The following is a 20,964-nucleotide window of genomic DNA, read 5'->3' as shown; positions in this document are numbered from 1 at the left end:
CCGGGAGATAAGAGATAGGGCTGCCGATCCGGTCCTTTGCGGACGTGACAATCAGCACCCATCCCAACGGAACCGACGTACGAGACACCCGCAGGGTTGCCAGAACGCGGAAAAGTGATATCACTTAGATAAGCAGAAGCTATGCAGGAGTGGCTTCGACAGAAGAACGGGGGACCACCCATGTCCACACACGACACGCAGGTCACCGCCGACGTGCCCGAGATGCCGGCGCCACGCGTGCGGGAGTTCACCGCGCACAGCATCGGCGGCGGGCTCGCCCTGCTGCTCGGACTGCTCGGGCTGCTGGCCGGCGCCGGGCTGATCGCGGCCGCCACCTCGGTGGACGCGTCCGGCGCGAAGGCCGGGCTGATCATCGGCGGCATCCTGGTCGCCCTCGCCGCGTTCCTCGCCATGTGCGGGCTGAACATGGTGGCGCCGGGCGAGGCCCGCGTCGTCCAGCTCTTCGGCCGCTACCGCGGCACGATCCGGCAGGACGGCCTGCGCTGGGTGAACCCCTTCACCTCCCGCACGAAGATCTCGACCCGCGTGCGCAACCACGAGACCGCCGTCCTCAAGGTCAACGACGCCTACGGCAACCCGATCGAGCTCGCCGCGGTCGTGGTGTGGCGCGTCGAGGACACCGCCCAGGCCACCTTCGAGGTCGACGACTACATCGAGTTCGTCTCCACGCAGACCGAGGCGGCCGTGCGGCACATCGCCATCGAGTACCCCTATGACGCCCACGACGAGGACGGCCTCTCGCTGCGCGGCAACGCCGAGGAGATCACCGAGAAGCTCGCCGTCGAACTGCACGCGCGCGTGGAGGCGGCCGGGGTGCAGATCATCGAGTCCCGCTTCACCCACCTCGCCTACGCCCCCGAGATCGCCTCGGCGATGCTCCAGCGGCAGCAGGCCGGAGCGGTGGTCGCGGCGCGTCGGCAGATCGTGGACGGCGCGGTGGGCATGGTGGAGGCCGCGATCGCCCGGATCACCGAGCGGGACATCGTGGAGCTGGACTCCGAGCGGAAGGCGGCCATGGTCTCCAACCTGATGGTGGTGCTGTGCGGTGACCGGGCCGCGCAGCCGGTCCTCAACACCGGGTCCCTCTACCAGTGACGGTCCCCGGCGAAGGTCCGGGCCCGCAGCGCCGGCCGCAGCAGCAGCGCAAGCAGGTGCTGTTGCGGCTGGACCCGGCGGTCTACGAGGCGCTCGCGCGGTGGGCCGGGGACGAACTGCGCTCGGCCAACGCGCAGATCGAGTTCCTGTTGCGCAAGGCGCTGGCGGAGGCGGGTCGCCTGCCGCGGGACACGGGACCACTGCCCCGGCGCGGGCGGCCTCCCGGCCCTCCCGGAGGATCCGACCCCGGTCCGCCCCCGGCCTGAACGCACGGGCTCCACGGCTGTTGCGGAACCGTGACAACCGGTCCCGACCTGCACAGCCGTACCGCCCGCCATGAACTGCACACCCGGCGTATACACGTCGCGTATACACGCCATGTACAGTCCTGGTCATGTCCATCGGTCACACTCTCCTGGGGCTCCTGGAGTCCGGCCCGCGCCACGGTTACGACCTGAAGCGGGCCTTCGACGAGAAGTTCGGTCATGACCGGCCGCTCCACTACGGCCAGGTCTACTCGACGATGTCCCGGCTGCTGAAGAACGGGCTCGTCGAAGTCGACGGCATCGAGGCGGGCGGCGGTCCCGAGCGCAAGCGGTACGCGATCACCGAGGCCGGCATCACCGACGTCGCGCGCTGGCTCGCCACGCCCGAGAAGCCGGAGCCGTACCTCCAGTCGACCCTCTACACCAAGATCGTCCTCGCGCTGCTCACCCACCGCGACGCCGGTGACATCCTCGACACCCAGCGCTCGGAGCACCTGCGCAGCATGCGGATCCTCACCGACCGCAAGCGCAAGGGCGACCTGGCCGACCAGCTCATCTGCGACCACGCGCTGTTCCACCTGGAGGCCGACCTGCGCTGGCTGGAGCTGACCGCGGCGCGTCTGGAGAAGCTCCGTGAGGCGGTGACCCGATGACGATTCCCGCTGGTTCGCTCCTCACCGCCCAGGACCTGCGCAAGGCCTACGGGCCGACGACGGCGCTCGACGGCGCCGGGTTCTCCATCCACCCGGGCGAGGTCGTCGCCGTGATGGGCCCGTCCGGGTCGGGCAAGTCGACGCTGCTGCACTGCCTCGCCGGGATCGTCATGCCCGACTCGGGCTCGATCACCTACAACGGGCGCGAGGTGACCTCGATGAGCGACGCCGAGCGCAGTGCGCTGCGTCGCTCGGAGTTCGGGTTCGTGTTCCAGTTCGGGCAGCTCGTACCGGAACTGACCTGTGTGGAGAACGTCGCGCTGCCGCTGCGGCTGAACGGGTCGTCCCGCAAGGAGGCCGAGCGGGCCGCGCTGGCGTGGATGGAACGGCTGGAGGTCGACGATCTCCGCAAGAAGCGGCCCGGCGAGGTGTCCGGCGGTCAGGGTCAGCGGGTCGCCGTCGCGCGGTCGCTGGTGACCAACCCGCGGGTCGTCTTCGCCGACGAGCCGACCGGCGCGCTCGACTCGTACAACGGCGAGCGGGTGATGGAGCTGCTGACGGAGGCCGCCCGGTCCGCCAACGCGGCCGTGGTGCTCGTCACGCACGAGGCGCGGGTGGCCGCGTACTCCGACCGCGAGATCGTCGTACGGGACGGCAAGTCCCGCGACATGGAGCGCGTCGTATGAGCATCGGGCAGTGGAGCCGGGACCTCGCCATGGGCGCCCGGTTCGCCCTCGCCGGCGGGCGCGAGGGGTGGACACGGTCGCTGCTCACGGCCGTCGGCGTCGGGCTCGGGGTGGCGCTGCTGCTGCTCACCACCGCCATCCCCAACGCGCTGGCGGAACGGGACCGGCGCGAGGAGGCGCGCAGCGACCACACGTTCGGCCAGCAGAAGATCCCGAAGGCCGACGACACGCTGATGGTCGTGGACGCGGACACCACGTTCCGGAACCTGGACGTGCGCGGCAGGCTGCTGGAGCCGGAGGGCCCGCGGGCTCCGCTGCCACCAGGGGTCGCGGAGTTCCCGGCGGCGGGCGAGATGGTCGTCTCCCCCGCGCTGAAGGAGCTGCTCGCCTCCGACGACGGCAAGCTGCTGCGGGAGCGACTGGACTACCGCATCGCCGGCACCATCGGCGAGCAGGGGCTGGTCGGCTCGCAGGAACTCGCCTACTTCGCCGGCGGCAAGGGGCTGGCCAAGCTGCTGGAGGGCCCCGCGAGCGGCGCCCGGATCGACAGCTTCGGCAACGACGACCTGGGGTCGTCCGACCGCTGGGACCCGGTGCTGCTCCTGCTGGTCCTGGTCGTCTTCGTGGTGCTGCTGATGCCGGTCGCCGTGTTCATCGCCGCGGCCGTGCGGTTCGGCGGCGAGCGGCGTGACCGCCGGCTGGCGGCACTGCGACTGGTCGGCTCCGACAGCCGGATGACCCGGCGGATCGCCGCCGGCGAGGCGCTCGCCGGTTCGGTGCTGGGCCTCGTCCTCGGCACCGGGTTCTTCCTGCTCGGACGCGAACTGGCGGCCTCCGCCGAGGTGTTCCACGTCAGCGTGTTCCCGAGCTATCTGAACCCCTCTCCCGTGCTGGCCGTCCTGGTCGCGCTGACGGTGCCGGCGGCGGCGGTCCTGGTGACGATCCTCGCCCTGCGCGGGGTGGTCATCGAGCCCCTCGGCGTGGTGCGCACGGCCAAGCCCTCACGGCGCCGGCTGTGGTGGCGGCTGCTGCTGCCGCTGGGCGGCATCGCGCTGCTCTACCCGATGATCGGGCAGGGCGACGACGGCGGGAACTTCAACCAGTACCTCGTCGTCGGCGGCGTGATGCTCCTGCTGGTCGGCGTCACGGCACTGCTCCCCTGGGTGGTGGAGACCGTCGTGGCCCGGCTCGGCTCGGGCGGGGTCGCCTGGCAGCTGGCCGTCCGGCGGCTTCAGTTGAGCAGTGGGTCTGCGGCCCGGATGGTCAACGGCATCGCGGTCGCGGTGGCCGGTGCGATCGCCCTGCAGATGCTGTTCGCCGGGGTGGAGGGCAACTACACCAGGGCCTCGGAGTACGACGTGAGCCGGGCCCAGATGAGCGTGGACGTGCCGGACGGCGCCGACGCCTCGGCCATCATCGGGAAGTACCGCGACACCGAGGGCGTGCGCAAGGTCACCGCCCTGTCCGACGCCTATCTGGTCGACCGGCGCAGCGAGGACTCCTACACCCAGATCACCGTGGCCGACTGCGCGTCGCTGCGCGAGGTGGCCACGCTCCCCTCCTGCCGTGACGGGGACGTCTTCGCCGCCAAGGGTTCGGAGTACGATAGCAACAGCGACCACCTGGCCGAGCCCGGCACGACCCTGTGGGCCGAACCGGAGGAAGACGACGCCCACGCGGGCGACGCCCCGGTCTCCTGGACCGTGCCGCGGGACATCCGCCAGGCCCGGTCGCGCGAGGACCCCACCGGGTACAAGCGCGGCGGCATACTGGTCACGCCCGGCGCGCTGCCCGAGAAGCTGGCGGCGTTCACGTCCGCGCAGCTCTTCCTGAGCCTGGACCTCTCGGTACCGGACGCCTACGACCACGTGCGCAACACGGCCGCGCGGCTCGACCCCGCCGCCCAGCCCATGACCTGGCACAGCATCGAGAGCAACGACCGCTACGCCACCATCCGCACGGGCCTGTCCGTCGGCTCCGCCTGCGTGCTGGCGCTGATCGGGGCGAGCCTGCTCGTCTCGCAGCTGGAACAGCTGCGCGAACGCCGCAAGCTGCTGTCGTCCCTGGTCGCCTTCGGCACCAGGCGCCGCACCCTCGGCCTGTCGGTGCTGTGGCAGACGGCGATCCCGATCGGTCTTGGCCTGCTGCTCGCCGCGACGGTGGGCATCGCCCTGGGCGCGGTCCTGCTGCGGATGACCAGCACCTCGGTCCGGGTGGACTGGCCGAGCGTGCTGTCGATGACCGGCATCGGCGCCGGTGTCGTCCTCGTGGTGACGCTGCTGAGTCTGCCTCCGCTGCTGAGGCTGATGCGGCCCGACGGGCTGCGCACCGAGTAGCAGCGGTACGCGCCGCCCGTACGGGTCGTCAGGTGTCCTGCTCCAGGACCCGTACGGGCAGCGGGCGCAGCGCCTGCCGCAGGGCGGCCGCCAGTTCCTCGTACTCCGCGCCGCGCGCGGCCCCCACCCGCATCGCCAGTGCGATCCGGCGGGTGGGGGCCGGGTCGGCGAAGTACCCGGTGAGAAGCTGGTTGCTGCGGGAGGTCTCCACCTTCAGGGCGGTGCGCGGCAGCAGTGTGACGCCGAGCCCGCCCGCGACGAGCTGCACCAGCGTGGACAGGCCCGCGGCGGTCGTGGTGACCGGCACGTCGTCGCGGCCGGCCTCCCGGCAGATGTCGAGGGCCTGGTCACGCAGGCAGTGGCCCTCGTCCAGCAGCAGCAGGTTCAGCTCGCGCAGCGCCTGGCGCGGAATGCCCTCCCGCCCGCCGAGCCCGTGGTCCAGGGGCGTGACGAGCACGAAGTCCTCGTCGAACAGCGGCAGTTCGCTGACACCCGGGACGCCCAGGGGCACGGCGAGCAGCAGCAGATCGAGCCGCCCGCCGGCCAGACCGTCGAGCAGGCTGGCGGTCTGCTCCTCGTGCACCTGGAGGTCGAGGTGCGGATACCGCTCGTGGACGAGCCGCAGGACCGTCGGCAGCAGATAGGGCGCGACCGTCGGGATCACGCCGAGCCGCAGCGCCCCGGTGAAGGGCGCCCGGACCGCCTCGGCCTCCTCCATGAGCGCCTCCACCTCCCCCAGAACCGCCTTGGCCCGTACGGCGATCCGCTCCCCCTCGGGTGAGAGCAGCACCTTGCGCGTCGTACGCTCGAGGAGCGTCACTCCGAGTGTCTCCTCCAGGGCCGACACCGCGCCCGAGAGGGCGGGCTGGCTCATGCCGATCGCCGCTGCCGCGTCACGGAAATGAAGGTGTTCGGCCACCGCGGCGAACGCCCGGAGCTGGGCGAGGCTGGGCTGCCTGCGTTTATTACCGACAGTCACTGATAACTACCTCCGATCAACCCGACCGAGTGTAGCTATTTCCGTAATCAATCGAGCCTGTGCCAACATCAACACAGTCCAACCCATGGGAAACCCCCGCGATCCGGGAGTTTCTTCGCTGCAAGGAGTGTGTGTGCTCACCGTCGGTGACAAGTTCCCCGAGTTCGACCTGACCGCCTGCGTCTCGCTGGAGAAGGGCAAGGAGTTCCAGCAGATCGACCACAAGACCTACGAGGGTCAGTGGAAGGTCATCTTCGCGTGGCCCAAGGACTTCACCTTCGTGTGCCCGACCGAGATCGCCGCCTTCGGCAAGCTGAACGAGGAGTTCGCGGACCGCGACGCGCAGGTCCTCGGCTTCTCGGGTGACTCCGAGTTCGTCCACCACGCCTGGCGCAAGGACCACGACGACCTGCGCGACCTGCCGTTCCCGATGATGGCCGACTCCAAGCACGAGCTGATGCGCGACCTCGGCATCGAGGGCGAGGACGGCTTCGCCAAGCGCGCCGTGTTCATCGTGGACCAGAACAACGAGATCCAGTTCTCCATGGTGACCGCGGGCTCCGTCGGCCGTAACCCGAAGGAGGTCCTCCGGGTCCTGGACGCGCTCCAGACGGACGAGCTCTGCCCCTGCAACTGGTCGAAGGGCGACGAGACCCTCGACCCCGTCGCGCTGCTCTCCGGGGAGTGATCTGACATGTCGCTGGACGCCCTGAAGTCCGCCATACCGGACTACGCCAAGGACCTGAAGCTCAACCTGGGCTCGGTCATCGGCAACTCCGACCTGCCGGCCCAGCAGCTGTGGGGCACGGTGCTGTCGACGGCCATCGCCTCGCGCTCCCCGATCGTGCTGCGCGAGCTGGAGCCGGAGGCGAAGGCGAACCTGTCGCCGGAGGCCTACACGGCCGCCAAGGCCGCCGCCGCGGTGATGGCGATGAACAACGTCTTCTACCGCACCCGTCACCTGCTGTCGGACCACGAGTACGGCACCCTGCGCGCGGGTCTGCGGATGAACGTCATCGGCAACCCGGGCGTCGACAAGGTCGACTTCGAGCTGTGGTCCTTCGCCGTCTCGGCCATCAACGGCTGCGGCATGTGCCTGGACTCCCACGAGCAGGTCCTGCGCAAGGCGGGCCTCGACCGCGAGGTCGTCCAGGAGGCCTTCAAGATCGCCTCCGTGATCCAGGCGGTCGGCGTCACGCTGGACGCCGAGGCGGTCCTGGCCGAGTAACCCCGGCCGCACGCCTCGCATCACAGGGCCCCGCCCACCTGACCGGTGGACGGGGCCCTGCTGCCGTTCGGCTGCCCGGCTACTGGGGCGGCGTCTCCGGGCCGGGCTCCGCACTCAGCGCCGTGGCCCCGCGCGGCCGCACCGAATGCCGTAGTGCCGACTTCTGCGAGTACGACCGCAGATACCCGGCGACCGTGTTCGTCACCGCCACCAGCGGCACGGCGACCACCGCGCCCCCGATGCCGGCCACCATCCCGCCCGCCGCGACCGACAGCACCACCGCCAGCGGGTGCACCCGGACGGCGCGCCCCAGGATGAACGGCTGAAGGATGTGCCCCTCGATCTGCTGCACCGCCAGCACCACCACCAGCGTCATGACGGCCGTGAACACCCCTTGGGTGACCAGCGCGACGACCACCGCCAGCGCCCCGGACACCACCGCGCCCACCAGCGGGATGAACGCGAAGAGGAAGATGAACACGGCCAGCGGCACGGCCATCGGCACATCGAGGAAGTAGATGCCGAGACCGATGAAGATCGCGTCGATCAGCGCGACGATCACCGTGCCCCGCACGTACGCCGTCAGCGTCCGCCACGCCGCCGGACCGGCCCCGGCCACTCCCGGCCGCGCCGCCGCCGGGACCAGCTTCAGCGTCCATTCCCAGATCCGCTTGCCGTCGTAGAGCAGGAACAGGGTGGAGAAGACCGCCAGCAGGATCCCGGTGAGCGCCTCGACGACGACGGTCACGCCCTCCAGACCCGCCGAGGTGATCTGGTCGGTGTTCGCTCCGACGGCCTCACGCAGATTGGCCGCGATCTCGTTGATCTGCTTGTCGGTGACGTGGAAGGGGCTGTTCAGCAGCCAGTTCCGCAACTCGTCGATGCCGTTCTGGATCTGGCTCGAGAGGTCGTCGATGTTCTCCATGACCTGCCAGGTCACGAACCAGCCGATGAGGCCGATGACGACGAAGCCGAGGATGGCCGTCAGGGCGGTCGCCGGTCCGCGCGGCACGCCGTGGCGCCGCAACCGCGCCACCGTCGGCTGCAGTATGGCCGTGATGAGCAGCGCGATGACGAACGAGAGCACCACGAGCTGGACGGCGCTGATGACGCGCATGAGCACCCACAGGGTGCCCGCGAGGACGAGCAGCCGCCAGCCCGCCTCGGCCGCGACCCGCACGCCCCACGGCACGGCCAGCGCGGGATCGGGACGGGCGGCGACGGCGGGCGCGTAGTCCGGGGGCGGCGGCACGTGTTCGTCGGCGAGCGTCTGGGAGTCGGCGTCGTCCCGCTCCCGTTCGGCCTCGGCGCGGCGTTCGTTGTACCGCTCGCTCATCTCGGTCAGCCCGGCACCGAGCCGGCCGAGCCACCCTGGCACTCGCGACATGATCCGTCCTCTTCCCCCGTCTTGGCGCACCACTCCCCCGGGGAGTCGTCCGTCCGACCGTACATGGCGCGAGCCCCGCACCGGACTGCGGTGCGGGGCTCGTGCGAAGGGCGGGATCGGCCGTGGGCCGGTCGGCTCAGTACCAGTTGTTGGCCTGCCAGAACGACCAGGCCTCACAGGGGCTGCCGTAGCGGTCGTTCATGTAGTTGAGGCCCCACTTGATCTGGGTGGCCGGGTTGGTCTGCCAGTCGGCGCCGACGGACGACATCTTGGAACCGGGCAGCGCCTGGAACATGCCGTAGGCCCCGGAGGAGGGGTTGACCGCCTTGTAGTTCCAGTCGGACTCGTGGTCCACGATGTTGCTGAAGCACTGGAACTGACCAGACGGCACCAGCTGTCGTGCCATCGCCTGGATCTGGGCGATGCTGTAGGAGCTCGCGACGGGGAAGTCGGAGATGTCCTTGGAGCGGCTGGCGGCGGCCTTGGTCTCCGCGCGCTCCTTGGCCGCTGCCTCGGCAGCCTTCTCCGCGGCTTCCTTCTTGGCGATGGCCGTCTCGGCGGCGGCCTTGCGGGCGGCCTCCTCGGCGTCCTTCTTCGCGCTCGCGTCCGCCTGGATGGCCTGTGCGTCGGCCTGCTGCGTCAGCGACGCGGTCTGTACCTGGGCCTGCTGGCCCGCGGGGATGTCCGCGAGCAGCGTGGCGCCGGTTGCCGTCGCTTCCGCGTCGTTGTTCTGCGCGGTGCTGCCCGAGGCAACGCCGACGACGCTTCCGACAGCGGTGACCGCCGTGGCCGAAGCCACTGCGAATCCCCGGACCGAGATCCGGCTCACACGGTTTTCCTTCCAGCATCGCCCGCTTCGGTGACCCTCGCGGACGCAATCGTGCCCCTGGCACTGGCCTCCCCAACTGCGGGGTCACGGGAGGCGCGGGCCCGGTGGGCAACTCCCCCGGAGGGAGCGCCGTGTGTAGCACGGGCGGCATACGACATCGCTATGCAGTTGATGCTGATGCTTTTGTGGTGCCGTACCGCTGGGGGTACAGGTGTGTCGTATGCGGGGCCTGACAGGAGTGAGACTCTGCCGTAACCGGACGGGGCAAGGCAATTCTGAGTTGCGTGTGAAAGCTCACATCCCGTTTGGCGCGGGAGATTCACAGAAACGTCTACATGCGAAGGCGCCGCCCGGCTAGGCTCTTGGCCTTTTCCGGACGGCGCCAACTATCGGATAACCGCCACGACTTGGTGCAGTCGGTCAGATCTGCCCGTCTTCGAGCATTTCGGTCACAAGGGCGGCGATCTGGGACCTCTCGGATCGCGTCAGGGTCACGTGCGCGAAGAGCGGATGCCCCTTCAGCTTCTCGACGACGGCGACGACACCGTCGTACCGGCCGACCCTGAGGTTGTCCCGCTGGGCCACGTCATGAGTGAGAACCACCCGTGAATTGGCCCCGATCCGGGACAGAACGGTGAGAAGTACGTTCCTTTCCAGCGACTGGGCCTCGTCCACGATCACGAACGCGTCGTGCAGCGAACGGCCTCGGATGTGGGTGAGCGGCAGGACCTCCAGCATCCCGCGCGCGGAGACCTCCTCGATGACCTCACGGCTGGTGACCGCCGACAGCGTGTCGAACACCGCCTGCGCCCAGGGGCTCATCTTCTCGGCCTCGGAGCCCGGCAGATAGCCCAGCTCCTGACCGCCCACCGCGTACAGCGGACGGAAGACCATCACCTTCTGGTGCTGACGGCGCTCCAGCACGGCCTCCAGGCCCGCGCACAGCGCCAGCGCCGATTTGCCGGTGCCGGCCCGGCCTCCCATCGACACGATCCCGACGTCCGGGTCGAGCAGCAGGTCGAGCGCGATGCGCTGCTCGGCACTGCGGCCCTTGATGCCGAACACCTCGCGATCCCCGCGCACGACACGGATGTTGCCGTCGGGGGAGACCCGGCCGAGTGCCTTGCCGCGCTCCGACTGGATCATCAGGCCCGTGTGCACCGGCAGGCCGGCGGCCTCGGGGACGTAGACGTGCCCTTCCTCGAAGAGGATGTCCACCTGCTCGCCGGGCAGGGTCAGTTCGGACATTCCGGTCCAGCCGGAGGAGTCCGTGATGGCGAGTTCCGCGCGGTACTCCTCGGCGAGGAGTCCGACGGAGGACGCCTTGATCCTGAGCGGGAGGTCCTTCGACACGACGGTGACGTCGAACCCCTCGGCCTGCAGATTGCGAGCGACCGCGAGGATGCGGGAGTCGTTGTCCCCCAGGCGGTAGCCGCTGGGCAGCACGCTGGGGTCCGAGTGGTTGAGCTCGACACGGACGGTCCCGCCCAGATCCCCGATCGGGATGGGGGCGTCGAGGCGACCGTGCCGGACGCGGAACTCGTCGAGCAGGCGCAGGGCCTGCCGGGCGAAGTAGCCGAGTTCGGGATGGTGCCTCTTGGCCTCCAGTTCCGTGACCACGACGATGGGGAGCACGACCTCGTGCTCGTCGAAGCGGTTCAGGGCGTTCGGGTCGGCCAGCAGGACGCTGGTGTCGAGAACATAGGTGCGCCGGTCGGGCTTGTGGCGCTTTGTGCTGGTCACCACGGAAGGACGTACCCCCTCGGATGAGGTCGGGGAGCGACGGTATGGAGCTGGACCGGTCGTCGGCCGCCCTGCGCGGGCCGAGAACCGGCCCTCCGCCTCTTCGTCCGTGCTGTGACCGCACGATCGGGCTGGTGCAAAGGGCCTCCCGGGCGGACGGCCCCGTGCCGTCCGCTGAGATCCGACACCCGTGGTTCGGGCGTCGACCTGTCTGGGTTATGCCCTCGAACGACCGTCGCCATGCCACGGCATATGACGGCGAGCCGGTGAACTCCGTGTTACGCCCGTCTTCAAGCGGGTACCGGGAGGTGTTGCGACGTGGGACGTCCTGTGTCCGCGGTGTCCGGTGGCGGCGGATTTCACCCTTGTGGCGCCGGGTGGCGGGCGGTCGGCCGCTTTAGCGCCGGTGGCCGGTGAGTCGGCCGTCATCGGCGCAGGTGGCCGGGCGGGGCGGCCGTCATCGGCGCAGGTGGCCGGGCCGGCGGGTCGGCGTCATCGGCGCCGGTGGCCGGGCGGGTCGGCCGTCATCGGCGCCGGTGGCGGGTGGGTCGCCGCCGTTGGCGCCGGTTGCGGAGGTTCTCAGCCGCCGTAGCGCCGGTGGCGGGCCGCGTAGTCGCGCATGGCGCGCAGGAAGTCGACCTTGCGGAACGCCGGCCAGAACACGTCACAGAAGTAGTACTCGGAGTGCGCGGTCTGCCAGAGCATGAATCCGGACAGCCGCTGCTCACCACTGGTGCGGATCACCAGGTCGGGGTCGGGCTGGTGGCTCGTGTAGAGGTGACGCCCGATCATGTCGGTGTCGACGGCCTCGGCGAGCGCCTCCATCGAGGTGCCCTTCTCCTGGGCGTCGAGCAGCATCGACCGCACGGCGTCGGCGATCTCCTGCCGTCCGCCGTAGCCGATGGCGACGTTGACCACTATCCCGTCGACGTGGGCCGTGGTCTCCTCGGCCTCCTTGAGGACCGTCTGCATCGCGGAGGGCAGCAGGTCGGGCGTGCCGACGTGGTGCACGCGCCAGCGGCCGTCGGCGGCCAGGGTGCGGACAACGTCCTCGATGATGCCGAGCAGGGGGACGAGCTCTTCCTGCGGCCGGTCGAAGTTGTCCGTGGACAACAGCCAGAGGGTGACGACCTCGACGTCGGTCTCGGTGCACCAGCCGAGGAACTCCTCGATCTTCCCGGCCCCGGCCCGGTGACCGTCGACGGTGCTGGAACCGGCGGCCTTCGCCCAGCGCCGGTTGCCGTCCATGATGACGCCGATGTGCTTGGGCACCTGAGCGTGGTCCAGGTGACCTTCCACCCGGCGTGCGTACAGCCTGACCAGCAGGCCGCGCAGCTTGTCGCGCAGGTTCACGTGATTGTCAGCCCCTCCGTACGGATCGGACAGGCCGCGGCGTGCGGCCCGGTCTTGGCCGCGGGCGGTCCCTGCCCGTATGGCGGTCCCCGGGGGCGAAGCCTACCCCCGCCGCGGCCCTGAGCCGCCAATGGGGGCGGAACGATCGGTTCCGGCCGGTGGTTCGAGCCGCCCGGCGGACCAAGAAAAAACGGGCCGGTCCGTGGGGGGAGACGGACCGGCCCGAGGGGGGGTTTCCACCATAACCCTTCGTAAGTGATGCTGCGTGCATCGGCGTGCCACAACTACTCTCCGGAGCCATCCGGCGACGCGGCGATGCTCACGGAAGCCCTCGTTCAGGGCTCGCTTCTGGCCGAAACACCGCGTAAATGCTGGGGAATCGGGCGCTCCGCGGCGGAATCCGGAGGATTTGACGCACCTTGAGGCCCAGTCGGGTGACGTGTCACGACATCCCCCCGACGGGTGAACCGGCCGCCCGTGCCCCCTTGACCGTCACCCGGCCTTCACCGCCCCCGAGTCGGCTCCGATTCACCCCTTTGCCGACCCGACATTCCCGTGGACCGACTCGGCCGGGAGGCCCTGGCACCGCGCAGCCCCCTCCACTGCGCGGTACCGCCCGCGCAGCTTTGCTCACGCGAATTACCCTGGTCCGAACCTACGTGAGCGGCGACGCGGAGGCGAGCTGTGAGCGATAACGATGTGAAAACCCTCGTCGGGAGATGCGCAAGTGCAGTGAGTGAAAGCAGTGACGTGCGAGCGGCATGGGCCGAGCGGGGCGCAACTCGGCCCATAGGACGGGATCTGTCCTCTTTCATGTCTAGCGTCGCACCATGACGACGACCGTGAAGATCACGTGGGACGCGGCGAGCGCGCGCCGGGCGGAGCGGCAGTTCCTGGCCGGGCCGGCCGGGACCGGCACACCGGTCGCCGAGGTGGTCGGCGCGATGCTGGGCGCGCACGCGCAGGTGCTCTCCGCGGCCGAGGTGTCGGTGGGGATGCGGGCGGACGGCGTGACACGGGCGGACGTACGGGCCGCCCTCTGGGACGACCGGTCCCTGATCAAGACGTACGGCCCACGCGGCACCGTCCATCTCCTGGCGGCCCGGGAACTCCCCCTCTTCTCGGCGGCCTTGACGGCGGTGCCGACGGGGCCGAGTCCGTTCCCGCCCGGCGTACGGCTCACCGAGGAGCAGGCCGGCCAGGTCGTCGCGGCGATCGGCGACGCGCTCGACGGCAGATTCCTGACCCTCGACGAACTGTCCGAGGAGGTCGTCGCCCGCACGGGCCCCTGGGCCGGCGACCGTGTGATGCCCGCGTTCCAGGACCTGTGGCCACGCTGGCGCCAGGTGATGCACCGGGCCGGCTGGGCGGGCACGCTGTGCTTCGGCCCGAACCGGGGGCGCAAGGCGACGTACACGCGTCCGGTGCCCGGGGGCCCGGAGGCGGCCCCGGGGGACGCGCCGGCTGCCTTCGTCCACCGCTATCTGCACGCGTACGGCCCGGCGACGCCGCAGCACTTCGCGCGCTGGCTGGCCGCGCCGCCCGGCTGGGCCACGGCGCTCTTCGGCGAACTGGCCTCGGCGGGCCGCATCGAGGAAGTCCTCTTCGAAGGGACGCCGGCGTGGGTGGCGGCGGGCGACACCGACTTCCCGGAGGGCCCGGCCCGGGGTGTGCGGCTGCTCCCCTACTTCGACGCATACGTCATCGCCGGGCAGCCCCGGGAGCGGCTGTTCCCCGGGGCGGCGTACGAGCGCGCCCTCGGGGGCGGCCAGGCGGGCAACCACCCGGTGCTGCTCGTCGACGGTGTGGTGGCGGGGGTGTGGCACCAGCGCCGCCGGGGCCGTCGTACGACCGTCACGGTCGAGCCGCTCGCCCGGCTGACGGCACGGCAGGAACGGGAGCTGGGCGAGCAGGTGGAGCGGGTGGGTGAGGTGCTGGAGGCTGCGCCGGAGCTGGTGGTGGGCGAGGTGACGGTGGGGCCGCACGCGTGACGACGGGGCCGTGGCGTCAGTCCGGCTTGCGTGCCTCGAAAAGGTGGCGGGTGTCCGGCTTGCGTGCCTCGAAGAGGTGGCGGGTGTCCGGCTTGCGTGCCTCGAAGAGGTGGCGGGTGCTGTGGGCGACGAAGGGGCCCTCGGTGCGGATGCGCTCGTGCAGCTCCCGCAGCCGCTGCTCGTAGGCCTCGACGGTGAAGCCGGGGACCATCCAGACCACCTTGCGCAGGAAGTGCACGACCGCGCCGATGTCATGGAACTCCATGCGCAGCCGCTCCGCCCGCAGCTCGACGACATCGAGCCCGGCGGCCTCGGCGCCGGCACGCTCACGGTCGGGATGACGGGCGCCGCGCACGCCGTCCGGCTGGGGCCCGAGGAAGTGCTCGACGAGTTCGAAGACGCTGCCCGGGCCGACGTGCTGGGCGAAGTACGTCCCGCCGGGCTGGAGGACGCGGGCGATCTCGTCCCAGTGCGGGCGGACCGGATGACGGCTGACGACCAGGTCGAAGGCACCGTCGGCGAAGGGAAGCGGGTCGTCCTCGGCAGCGGCGACGACGGCGACGCCGCGCGGCCGGAGCAGGGCGGTGGCCTTGGCGACGTTGGGGGGCCAGCCTTCGGTGGCGATGGTGAGGAGGGGCGGCTTGGAGGCGGGGGCCGTGGCGGCTCGGCCTGTGGCGTTGTCCGCGACCCTGGCGAGGGCGAAGTCCAGCACCTCTCCTCCCCCGGTCTGCACGTCGAGCACCGCACTCGCCCGGCCGAGACGCTCGGACATCGACACGGCGTATCTCCAGGAGGGCCGGGCTTCTGTCGCCCGCCCTTCGAACCAGGAGAAGTCCCAGCCCTCGGTGGGGACGGAGGCCCCTTCGGCGACGAGGTCTTCGAAGGTGGCGGGGTGCTGGTTCCGGTGCTCTGCCATGGACGGATGGTGGCAGGGGGTAGACGGGGACGTCACGCGCTTTCTGCTCACGGCAGGACGAGCATGACGTGCTCGTTGTCGCCGTGCCGTACGGTGCCGGTCCGCTGGAAGCCGTGCTTCTCGAGGAGGCGTACGGAGCCGGTGTTGTCGCAGGCGGGGTCGGCGTACAGGGGCCGGTTCCGCTCCCGCTCCAGGAAGAGGGCGAGGGCCCGGCTGCCGATGCCTCGGCCCCAGTACGGGCGGCCGAGCCAGTACCCGAGGAAGCGGCGGTCCGCGTCCCACCAGGCGACGACGCTGCCGGCGACTTCGCCGTCGACGGTCACGGCCTGCACGAAGACGGTGTCGTCCCCGAGGACCTTGGTCCTCCAGTGCCGCAGGAACGCCTCGCGCGGCCGAGGGGTGAACCTCGACCGCCGAACGGCTTCCGGATCGTGCTCGTACGCCAGGAAGAACTCGAGGTCGGCTTCCACCACGTCTCGCAGACGCACGTCCACGTCGTCATCGCTCATGCCCGGAGTGTGGCAGCGACCACTGACAACGGGCCTCAGGGAACGAGCGGACGCACCTCTTGCGCCGCGAACCGCACGAACCCCTCCGGGTCGGGTTCGTCCGCCGTCGGTTGCAGGACGACGCTGTCGGCCCCGGCCTCGACGAGCCGCTCGACGGCCTTCGCGACGGCTCCGGCGTCTCCGGCGACCCCGAGGTCCGGTACGGAGTCGAGTCCCTCGGCTACGAGTTCCGCACGCAACCGGGTGTCGGCGTCGGGCCCGGTGGCGGTGAGCAGGTAGACGACGACGGGGTGGTGCCCGGCCCCACGGCCGGCCGCCGCCCGCCCCTCCTCGACGAGCTGCCGTGCCGTGCGCACGCCCTCGGCGTTGGTGGCGGCGGTGAGGATGGTGCCGTCGGCGGCCTCGCCGGTGAGCCGCAGCGACCGCGGCCCGGTGGCCCCGGCCAGCACGCCGCGGGGCGGGCCGTCCGGCGGCCAGTCGAGAGCGACGTCGTCGAGCTTGACGTACCGCCCGTCGACCGTGACCCGCTCGCCGGCCAGCAGGGCCCGCAGCGCGAGGAGATGCTCTCGCAGCAGGGTGACGGGCGACTCCACGCGGGCGCCGACCTGCCCCATCCAGTCCTGCACACCGTGCCCCACACCGAGGATCGCCCGCCCGGGGAACATCCGGTGCAGCGAGGCGGCCTCCATGGCGGTGATGGCCACGTTCCGCAGCGGCACGGGCAACAGCCCGACCCCGACCCGCACGCGCTCGGTCCAGGCGAGGGCTGCGGCGGCGGTGGAGATACCGCCTTCTCTGAAGCAGTCTTCCCAGAGCCAGAGTTCATCGAGCCCGGCGTCATCGGCCAGCCGGGCCACGGATCGGAGTCGCTCGGGGGCGAGTTGGGGGCGGAAGACTGCGCCTAGGGGGGTCATGTTGGCTTCCTACCCGTTCCGGGGAGCAACGGACAAGGGGTTTCAGACCCCGCGGAGAGCCGGCGTGCGCACTGTCCTGCCCGTGGAAGCGGGGGTGCTGAGATGGTCAGCGGTTGACCGCCTGGATCTCCTGGACGACGACGTTCTGCTCCCCGCCGAAGGAGCCGTCCGGCAGGCGCTGTTCACCGGCCACGCCTGTTCCGGTCCAGTGGATCTTCCAGGTGACCGTCGCCTTGAGCTGGTACGAGCCATCACCCGACGACCGTAGGTACTTCACACCGCAGGGCGGGGCCTCATGGGTCTTTCCCTTGGCGTACGGCTCACCGATTCGGCCGTTCTGAATCTGACACACGCCTGAGGCAGGGTAGGTCTCGGCGTCTGCGGTACCCGGTTCGATCTTCACCGATACCGGTTCGGCGGTGGTGGTCGCCTGGATGCCCAGGAGTGGAACAGAGGCCGTCACGGACACAGGCTTGAATTCCGCCGCATCCAGCCATGCCCACGTAGGGAGGTTCACCTTGGTGTTCGCCTGCGGGGCGAGATCCATCTTCGTGGAGGGGACGCGTACTTCGGCGTAGGCCAGCTGCGCGAGGACCTCGGCGGTGATGGCCTGCGGGATGGCGGCCGGCGGATCGTCGTTCTCGTCCACCCAGAAGATGGGCTTGCCGCAGTCGAGCGCCCCCGGGTCCCCCTCGCGGCCCGGCGTGACGTAGAAGTCCCACCAGTAGCCCTTGCCGGCCTTGTCCTTGTTGAAGTCCTTGTAGGGGTGACCGTTGACGTAGCGATCGCGTTGCTCGGCATCCCACTCGTAGCCGGTCGAGCCGGCTTCCCATGTGGGCTCCAAATACTTCTTCAGCTGCTCCGGCGTGTACTTCGGAGCGTAGTAGCAAGCCGGCGGGGTCCAGGTCGTCGACGACGTCACCGGGCCTGCCGACTGGCCTGAGCCGTTTTTGGAACGGTCGAAGACGACAACTCCTGCGGTGGACGACAGGGTGCCGCCGTCCGAGTCGCCGTGGACATCCTTCTTCGGCGGAGGCGTCTGGGTCCCACCACCGATGACGTTGTCCGCCTGTGCGGGAGCTCCGCACAGCACCATCGAACCGATCGCGACCGGCACGATCAGCGCCCGGGAAGCCGACCTCAAGGCTGGCACCTGTCGCTCCCCCTCTGGGAAAGGATCTTCTCGACGACCCACACACCCTTGTCGTTCTTCTGCAGCAGGGTGTTGTAAAGCACGTAGCTGTTCTTCGTCACCGGGGTTTTGTTGACCTTCTTGGTCTTCAGGTACATGTCGTAGGCCTTGCTCTGGTCCTCGCAGTACACCAGCGACCCACTGCCGTTACCCCTGACGCTGACGACCGGGTCGTAGAAGCGGTACGCGCCCGTGACACGCGCTTTGGCCTTGACATAGGCCTGGATGAACGTCTGTGTTCCCGCCGCGGCCTCGCCCTCGTAGTAATAGAGGTAGGGCTTGTCTAGCGCGTCCTGGTTGACGATCGCCAGGTCCACCGCCTTGATGGACTGCTCGCTGTCGGCCAGGATCGCGTCCTTCTCCTTGTCTCCGGTTTTGGGCCAGTCGAAGGTGTAGGAGAGGTCCGAGGGTAGTTCGATCTTCGGCCGGCCCGCCGAGTCCGCAGCGCTGGGCGAGGGGGAGGCGGACGCCTTGTCCCCCGTATCGGCTCCCGCGATCTTGTCGTTGTCCTTGCTCTTGGAGCTGTCGTCGCTCCCGCACGCGGACAGCGTCAGGGCCGCAGCGGCGGTCAGCGTGAGCGCTGCGAGGAGGGTGGGGCGGCGGTTCACGGTCGGCTCCCGGTAAGAGGCGAGGCTTCTCTTGAGCGAACCAAAGCTATACAGCGGGGTGCGGCGGCACCAGGGTGAAGCTTGTCAACCGGCGGGGTGTATGGGGAGGAATCGGTGTTTCGTCGTCCGGTTCAAGCCGTAACGGTTGCGTAACGCGCCATTGGTGAACGCCAACAGCGGTGCCGTGTACGGCGTTTCAGTCAGGAATCAGCAAAGGACGTGGGTCCGTGGGCCCATGTGAGTGCTGCTGTCTGCGGATACCTTCGGGGGCGGAGAGCCGTTGGCATGCGGCACGGTCGGAGGGGGCCCGGATGGGGCGGCGTTGGCGGGACGGGCGTGGCGAGCTGGTCGTGCGCGGGGGTGGCGGGGAGGCGTCCGTCCGGGTGCCGTTGGAGATCGCCGCCTCCTATCGGGCCCGGACCAGGGGGCTCTTGGGACGGGACTCTCTCGATGGGGCGATCCTGCTCTCCCCCGCCAACAGCGTGCACACCTTTCGGATGCGCATGGCGATCGACGTCGCCTATCTCGACCGGCACCTTCGCGTCGTCGCCGTGCGCACCATGCGGCCCGGGCGGCTGGGCATGCCTCGGCTGCGGGCCCGGCATGTGGTGGAGGCGGAGGCAGGGGCGATGGGCGGGTGGGGGGTGCGGGAAGGGGCTCGGGTGGAGGTGGTCGTGTCGGGAGGGAGGGCGAGGGAGGTCAGGGCCTCGGGGTGAGGCGTAGCGGGGCGCTCAGGGGACGGTCCTCGCGGGGCTTCGTATGATCCGGTCTTGTCAGAGGTTCGTTCCCCCGCCGCCGCAACCGCTGGACCTTGGATGGGCCCTTCCGGCGTTCCCGTCGGGCCGCGAAGTGCTGACGCACTCCATCGCGGTCTTCTGCGGTCAGCAACGGGTGTGCGGGCGTCATGGCGACCACTGCTGCGCGGCGTTCCTCGTCGTGGCCGGCAGGTTCGGGTCGAAGGCCAGTCGCGCCAGTACTTCCCGGCTGCCTGGCACGTCATCCGTACGATGGAGGAACCAGAGGGCCTCGTCTACCGCACTGCCGCACCGGACGCACCGCTCGGCGAGATCCGCGGCCCAGAGGGCCGTCGCCGACAGAACTGCCGGTTCCTTGTCGCCTGCCGCTCCTGCGCCTTGCGGGAGGTCGGCGAGCCAGCGGAAGACGGCTGCGGTGACCCGGTCAGCGATCCTTTTGCACCAGATCTTGGCGAAGCCTCCGGTGTCGATGCCTCGGAATTCGAACCCCAGCGACTGGCACTCGCGCCACACCTCGTTCATTCGCTCGCGAGTGACCAGCCGTGGGTACGGCATCAGGGCGCGCACCACCTCAGCGATGGCACTGCAGTCCGCCGGAGCGTCACCGCACATCTGCGCGTCGTCCGGCACCCGCTCGACAGTCAGACACGCCTCCAGTGCGGAACGCGCCTGGGCGAGGCTGTGTGAATCCGGCCCGGTCGCGCCCCAGTCGAAGTCGTTCTGCCAGGAATACGGAAGGCCCTGCAGTCCATCGGGCAGCAGCGGCTCCTCGTCGCGGGGGACTTCCCGAGCCCGAACGTCGTACACCCGACGGCGCAGCCCGAGCAGCCGGGAACGCACATATGGGCGGAAGTCCCGGACCTCGTCGTCGCGTACGAGCTCCATCAGGGCCTGTTCGCCGCGTGGACGACCGAGCGAGACAAGCACACGCACCGCCGCCTCGACCGCCACGCCGACCCGCACGAACGCAGCTGCGAGCAGCGCGGCGTCTTCAGCCTCCCCATCGTTCAGCAGTCCGGCGGTGGTTGCGCGCTCAATGAAAACAAAGGCGTCATACGCCAGCGCCTGCCGCACCGAGGCGGCCCACTCCGCCGCCACCCTGTCGACCCACTGTTCGGTCGGTCTCTCAGGCACCGTGGGAATCCCCATGTCAGCCCAGGCTCCGACCACCTGCACCACCCGCTCCCGAGTGACCTGGGAAGTGGTCGGCATGATCCGGGTCAACCAGGCGTCTGCCTCGTCCAAGGTGTGGTCATCGCGGTCGTCGTAGAAGTCCCGTAGTTCCTCGTCCCAGTCGTGCACACTCTGCCGTCGGTCTGGCAGGCACACGCGCAGCACGTGCCGAGCCTGCTCAAGGCTCTCCTCCGCGGGGGCAAGTGCCTCCAGAGCCTGAGACCTGCGGTATGTCAGATCGTGCCAAGGCGGTGGCAACTCGCGCATCGCAGCGGGCAGCAGGTAGGTGTCCACAAGTCGCTCTCCGTCCGTGCCCCGTCAGCTTCCCGA

At 70.0% G+C, this 20,964-nt stretch carries 20 protein-coding genes; 9 read left to right on the top strand and 11 right to left on the bottom strand.

Features of this window, described 5'->3' with window-relative positions:
* The first annotated feature begins 180 nt into the window (after positions 1–180).
* The 5 genes from QOL88_RS25385 (at position 181) to QOL88_RS25365 (ending at position 5,057) form a co-directional block, all read left to right on the top strand.
* Complete coding sequence (locus tag QOL88_RS25385) at positions 181–1,116, top strand: SPFH domain-containing protein (protein ID WP_097219895.1); 936 nt, start codon at positions 181–183, stop codon at positions 1,114–1,116.
* Positions 1,113–1,382 carry a type II toxin-antitoxin system antitoxin gene (locus QOL88_RS25380; protein ID WP_097219893.1) on the top strand — a complete coding sequence of 90 codons (270 nt, stop codon included), beginning with the start codon at positions 1,113–1,115 and terminating at the stop codon, positions 1,380–1,382. The genes QOL88_RS25385 and QOL88_RS25380 overlap by 4 nt, the downstream gene beginning before the upstream one ends.
* A 128-nt stretch (positions 1,383–1,510) precedes the next feature.
* Positions 1,511–2,035, top strand: coding sequence for a PadR family transcriptional regulator (locus tag QOL88_RS25375; protein WP_031103036.1), 525 nt, complete (start codon positions 1,511–1,513; stop codon positions 2,033–2,035).
* The gene (locus tag QOL88_RS25370; RefSeq protein WP_097219890.1) at positions 2,032–2,721 is read left to right on the top strand and encodes an ABC transporter ATP-binding protein; all 690 of its coding nucleotides are present in this window, start codon (positions 2,032–2,034) and stop codon (positions 2,719–2,721) included. Before QOL88_RS25375 ends, QOL88_RS25370 begins: the two co-directional genes overlap by 4 nt.
* On the top strand, positions 2,718–5,057 hold the full coding sequence (locus QOL88_RS25365; RefSeq protein WP_097219887.1) for an ABC transporter permease: 2,340 nt from the start codon (positions 2,718–2,720) through the stop codon (positions 5,055–5,057). The genes QOL88_RS25370 and QOL88_RS25365 overlap by 4 nt, the downstream gene beginning before the upstream one ends.
* Positions 5,058–5,085: 28 nt before the next feature.
* Here QOL88_RS25365 and QOL88_RS25360 read toward each other — a convergent pair whose 3' ends face one another.
* Complete coding sequence (locus QOL88_RS25360; RefSeq protein WP_097219884.1) at positions 5,086–6,036, bottom strand: LysR substrate-binding domain-containing protein; 951 nt, start codon at positions 6,034–6,036, stop codon at positions 5,086–5,088.
* Positions 6,037–6,169: 133 nt separating this feature from the next.
* On the opposite strand from QOL88_RS25360, the gene QOL88_RS25355 reads away from it, so the two are divergent.
* Positions 6,170–6,724 carry a peroxiredoxin gene (locus QOL88_RS25355; RefSeq protein ID WP_030842656.1) on the top strand — a complete coding sequence of 185 codons (555 nt, stop codon included), beginning with the start codon at positions 6,170–6,172 and terminating at the stop codon, positions 6,722–6,724.
* Positions 6,725–6,730: 6 nt separating this feature from the next.
* On the top strand, positions 6,731–7,264 hold the full coding sequence (locus QOL88_RS25350; protein WP_031103031.1) for an alkyl hydroperoxide reductase: 534 nt from the start codon (positions 6,731–6,733) through the stop codon (positions 7,262–7,264).
* A gap of 79 nt (positions 7,265–7,343) precedes the next feature.
* On the opposite strand, the gene QOL88_RS25345 is transcribed toward QOL88_RS25350, so the two are convergent.
* The 4 genes from QOL88_RS25345 to QOL88_RS25330 form a co-directional block, all read right to left on the bottom strand.
* On the bottom strand, positions 7,344–8,651 hold the full coding sequence (locus QOL88_RS25345) for an AI-2E family transporter (protein WP_097219882.1): 1,308 nt from the start codon (positions 8,649–8,651) through the stop codon (positions 7,344–7,346).
* 136 nt (positions 8,652–8,787) lie between these two features.
* Positions 8,788–9,480, bottom strand: a complete 693-nt coding sequence (locus QOL88_RS25340) for an aggregation-promoting factor C-terminal-like domain-containing protein (protein WP_179878957.1) — start codon at positions 9,478–9,480, stop codon at positions 8,788–8,790.
* A gap of 420 nt (positions 9,481–9,900) precedes the next feature.
* Positions 9,901–11,226, bottom strand: a complete 1,326-nt coding sequence (gene phoH2, locus QOL88_RS25335) for an RNA 5'-3' helicase PhoH2 (RefSeq protein ID WP_097219879.1) — start codon at positions 11,224–11,226, stop codon at positions 9,901–9,903.
* Between the two features lie 576 nt (positions 11,227–11,802).
* On the bottom strand, positions 11,803–12,576 hold the full coding sequence (locus tag QOL88_RS25330) for an isoprenyl transferase (RefSeq protein ID WP_031103025.1): 774 nt from the start codon (positions 12,574–12,576) through the stop codon (positions 11,803–11,805).
* 830 nt (positions 12,577–13,406) lie between these two features.
* On the opposite strand from QOL88_RS25330, the gene QOL88_RS25325 reads away from it, so the two are divergent.
* The gene (locus tag QOL88_RS25325) at positions 13,407–14,567 is read left to right on the top strand and encodes a winged helix DNA-binding domain-containing protein (RefSeq protein ID WP_097219874.1); all 1,161 of its coding nucleotides are present in this window, start codon (positions 13,407–13,409) and stop codon (positions 14,565–14,567) included.
* 16 nt (positions 14,568–14,583) lie between these two features.
* Here QOL88_RS25325 and QOL88_RS25320 read toward each other — a convergent pair whose 3' ends face one another.
* The 5 genes from QOL88_RS25320 to QOL88_RS25300 form a co-directional block, all read right to left on the bottom strand.
* Complete coding sequence (locus QOL88_RS25320; protein WP_097219872.1) at positions 14,584–15,483, bottom strand: class I SAM-dependent methyltransferase; 900 nt, start codon at positions 15,481–15,483, stop codon at positions 14,584–14,586.
* A 47-nt stretch (positions 15,484–15,530) separates the two neighbouring features.
* The gene (locus QOL88_RS25315; protein WP_179878956.1) at positions 15,531–15,992 is read right to left on the bottom strand and encodes a GNAT family N-acetyltransferase; all 462 of its coding nucleotides are present in this window, start codon (positions 15,990–15,992) and stop codon (positions 15,531–15,533) included.
* 35 nt (positions 15,993–16,027) lie between these two features.
* Complete coding sequence (locus tag QOL88_RS25310) at positions 16,028–16,906, bottom strand: LLM class flavin-dependent oxidoreductase (RefSeq protein WP_097219869.1); 879 nt, start codon at positions 16,904–16,906, stop codon at positions 16,028–16,030.
* Positions 16,907–17,012: 106 nt separating this feature from the next.
* Complete coding sequence (locus tag QOL88_RS25305) at positions 17,013–18,059, bottom strand: hypothetical protein (protein ID WP_179879141.1); 1,047 nt, start codon at positions 18,057–18,059, stop codon at positions 17,013–17,015.
* Entirely contained in the window at positions 18,047–18,706 is a 660-nt protein-coding gene (locus QOL88_RS25300) for a hypothetical protein (protein ID WP_097219866.1), read from the bottom strand. Before QOL88_RS25300 ends, QOL88_RS25305 begins: the two co-directional genes overlap by 13 nt.
* Positions 18,707–19,017: 311 nt before the next feature.
* On the opposite strand from QOL88_RS25300, the gene QOL88_RS25295 reads away from it, so the two are divergent.
* Positions 19,018–19,422 (top strand): DUF192 domain-containing protein, encoded by a 405-nt coding sequence (locus tag QOL88_RS25295; RefSeq protein WP_179878955.1) that lies wholly within the window; start codon positions 19,018–19,020, stop codon positions 19,420–19,422.
* Positions 19,423–19,608: 186 nt separating this feature from the next.
* On the opposite strand, the gene QOL88_RS25290 is transcribed toward QOL88_RS25295, so the two are convergent.
* Positions 19,609–20,928, bottom strand: a complete 1,320-nt coding sequence (locus tag QOL88_RS25290; RefSeq protein WP_097219861.1) for a hypothetical protein — start codon at positions 20,926–20,928, stop codon at positions 19,609–19,611.
* Between the last annotated feature and the right edge of the window lie 36 nt (positions 20,929–20,964).

Origin of the sequence: Streptomyces sp. Ag82_O1-12, assembly GCF_900182715.1 — a bacterium.
In the GTDB taxonomy this organism is placed as follows: Bacteria; Actinomycetota; Actinomycetes; order Streptomycetales; family Streptomycetaceae; genus Streptomyces; species Streptomyces massasporeus.
Note: the sequence above shows the minus strand (reverse complement) of the source record. Positions and strands in the feature narration are given on the sequence as shown.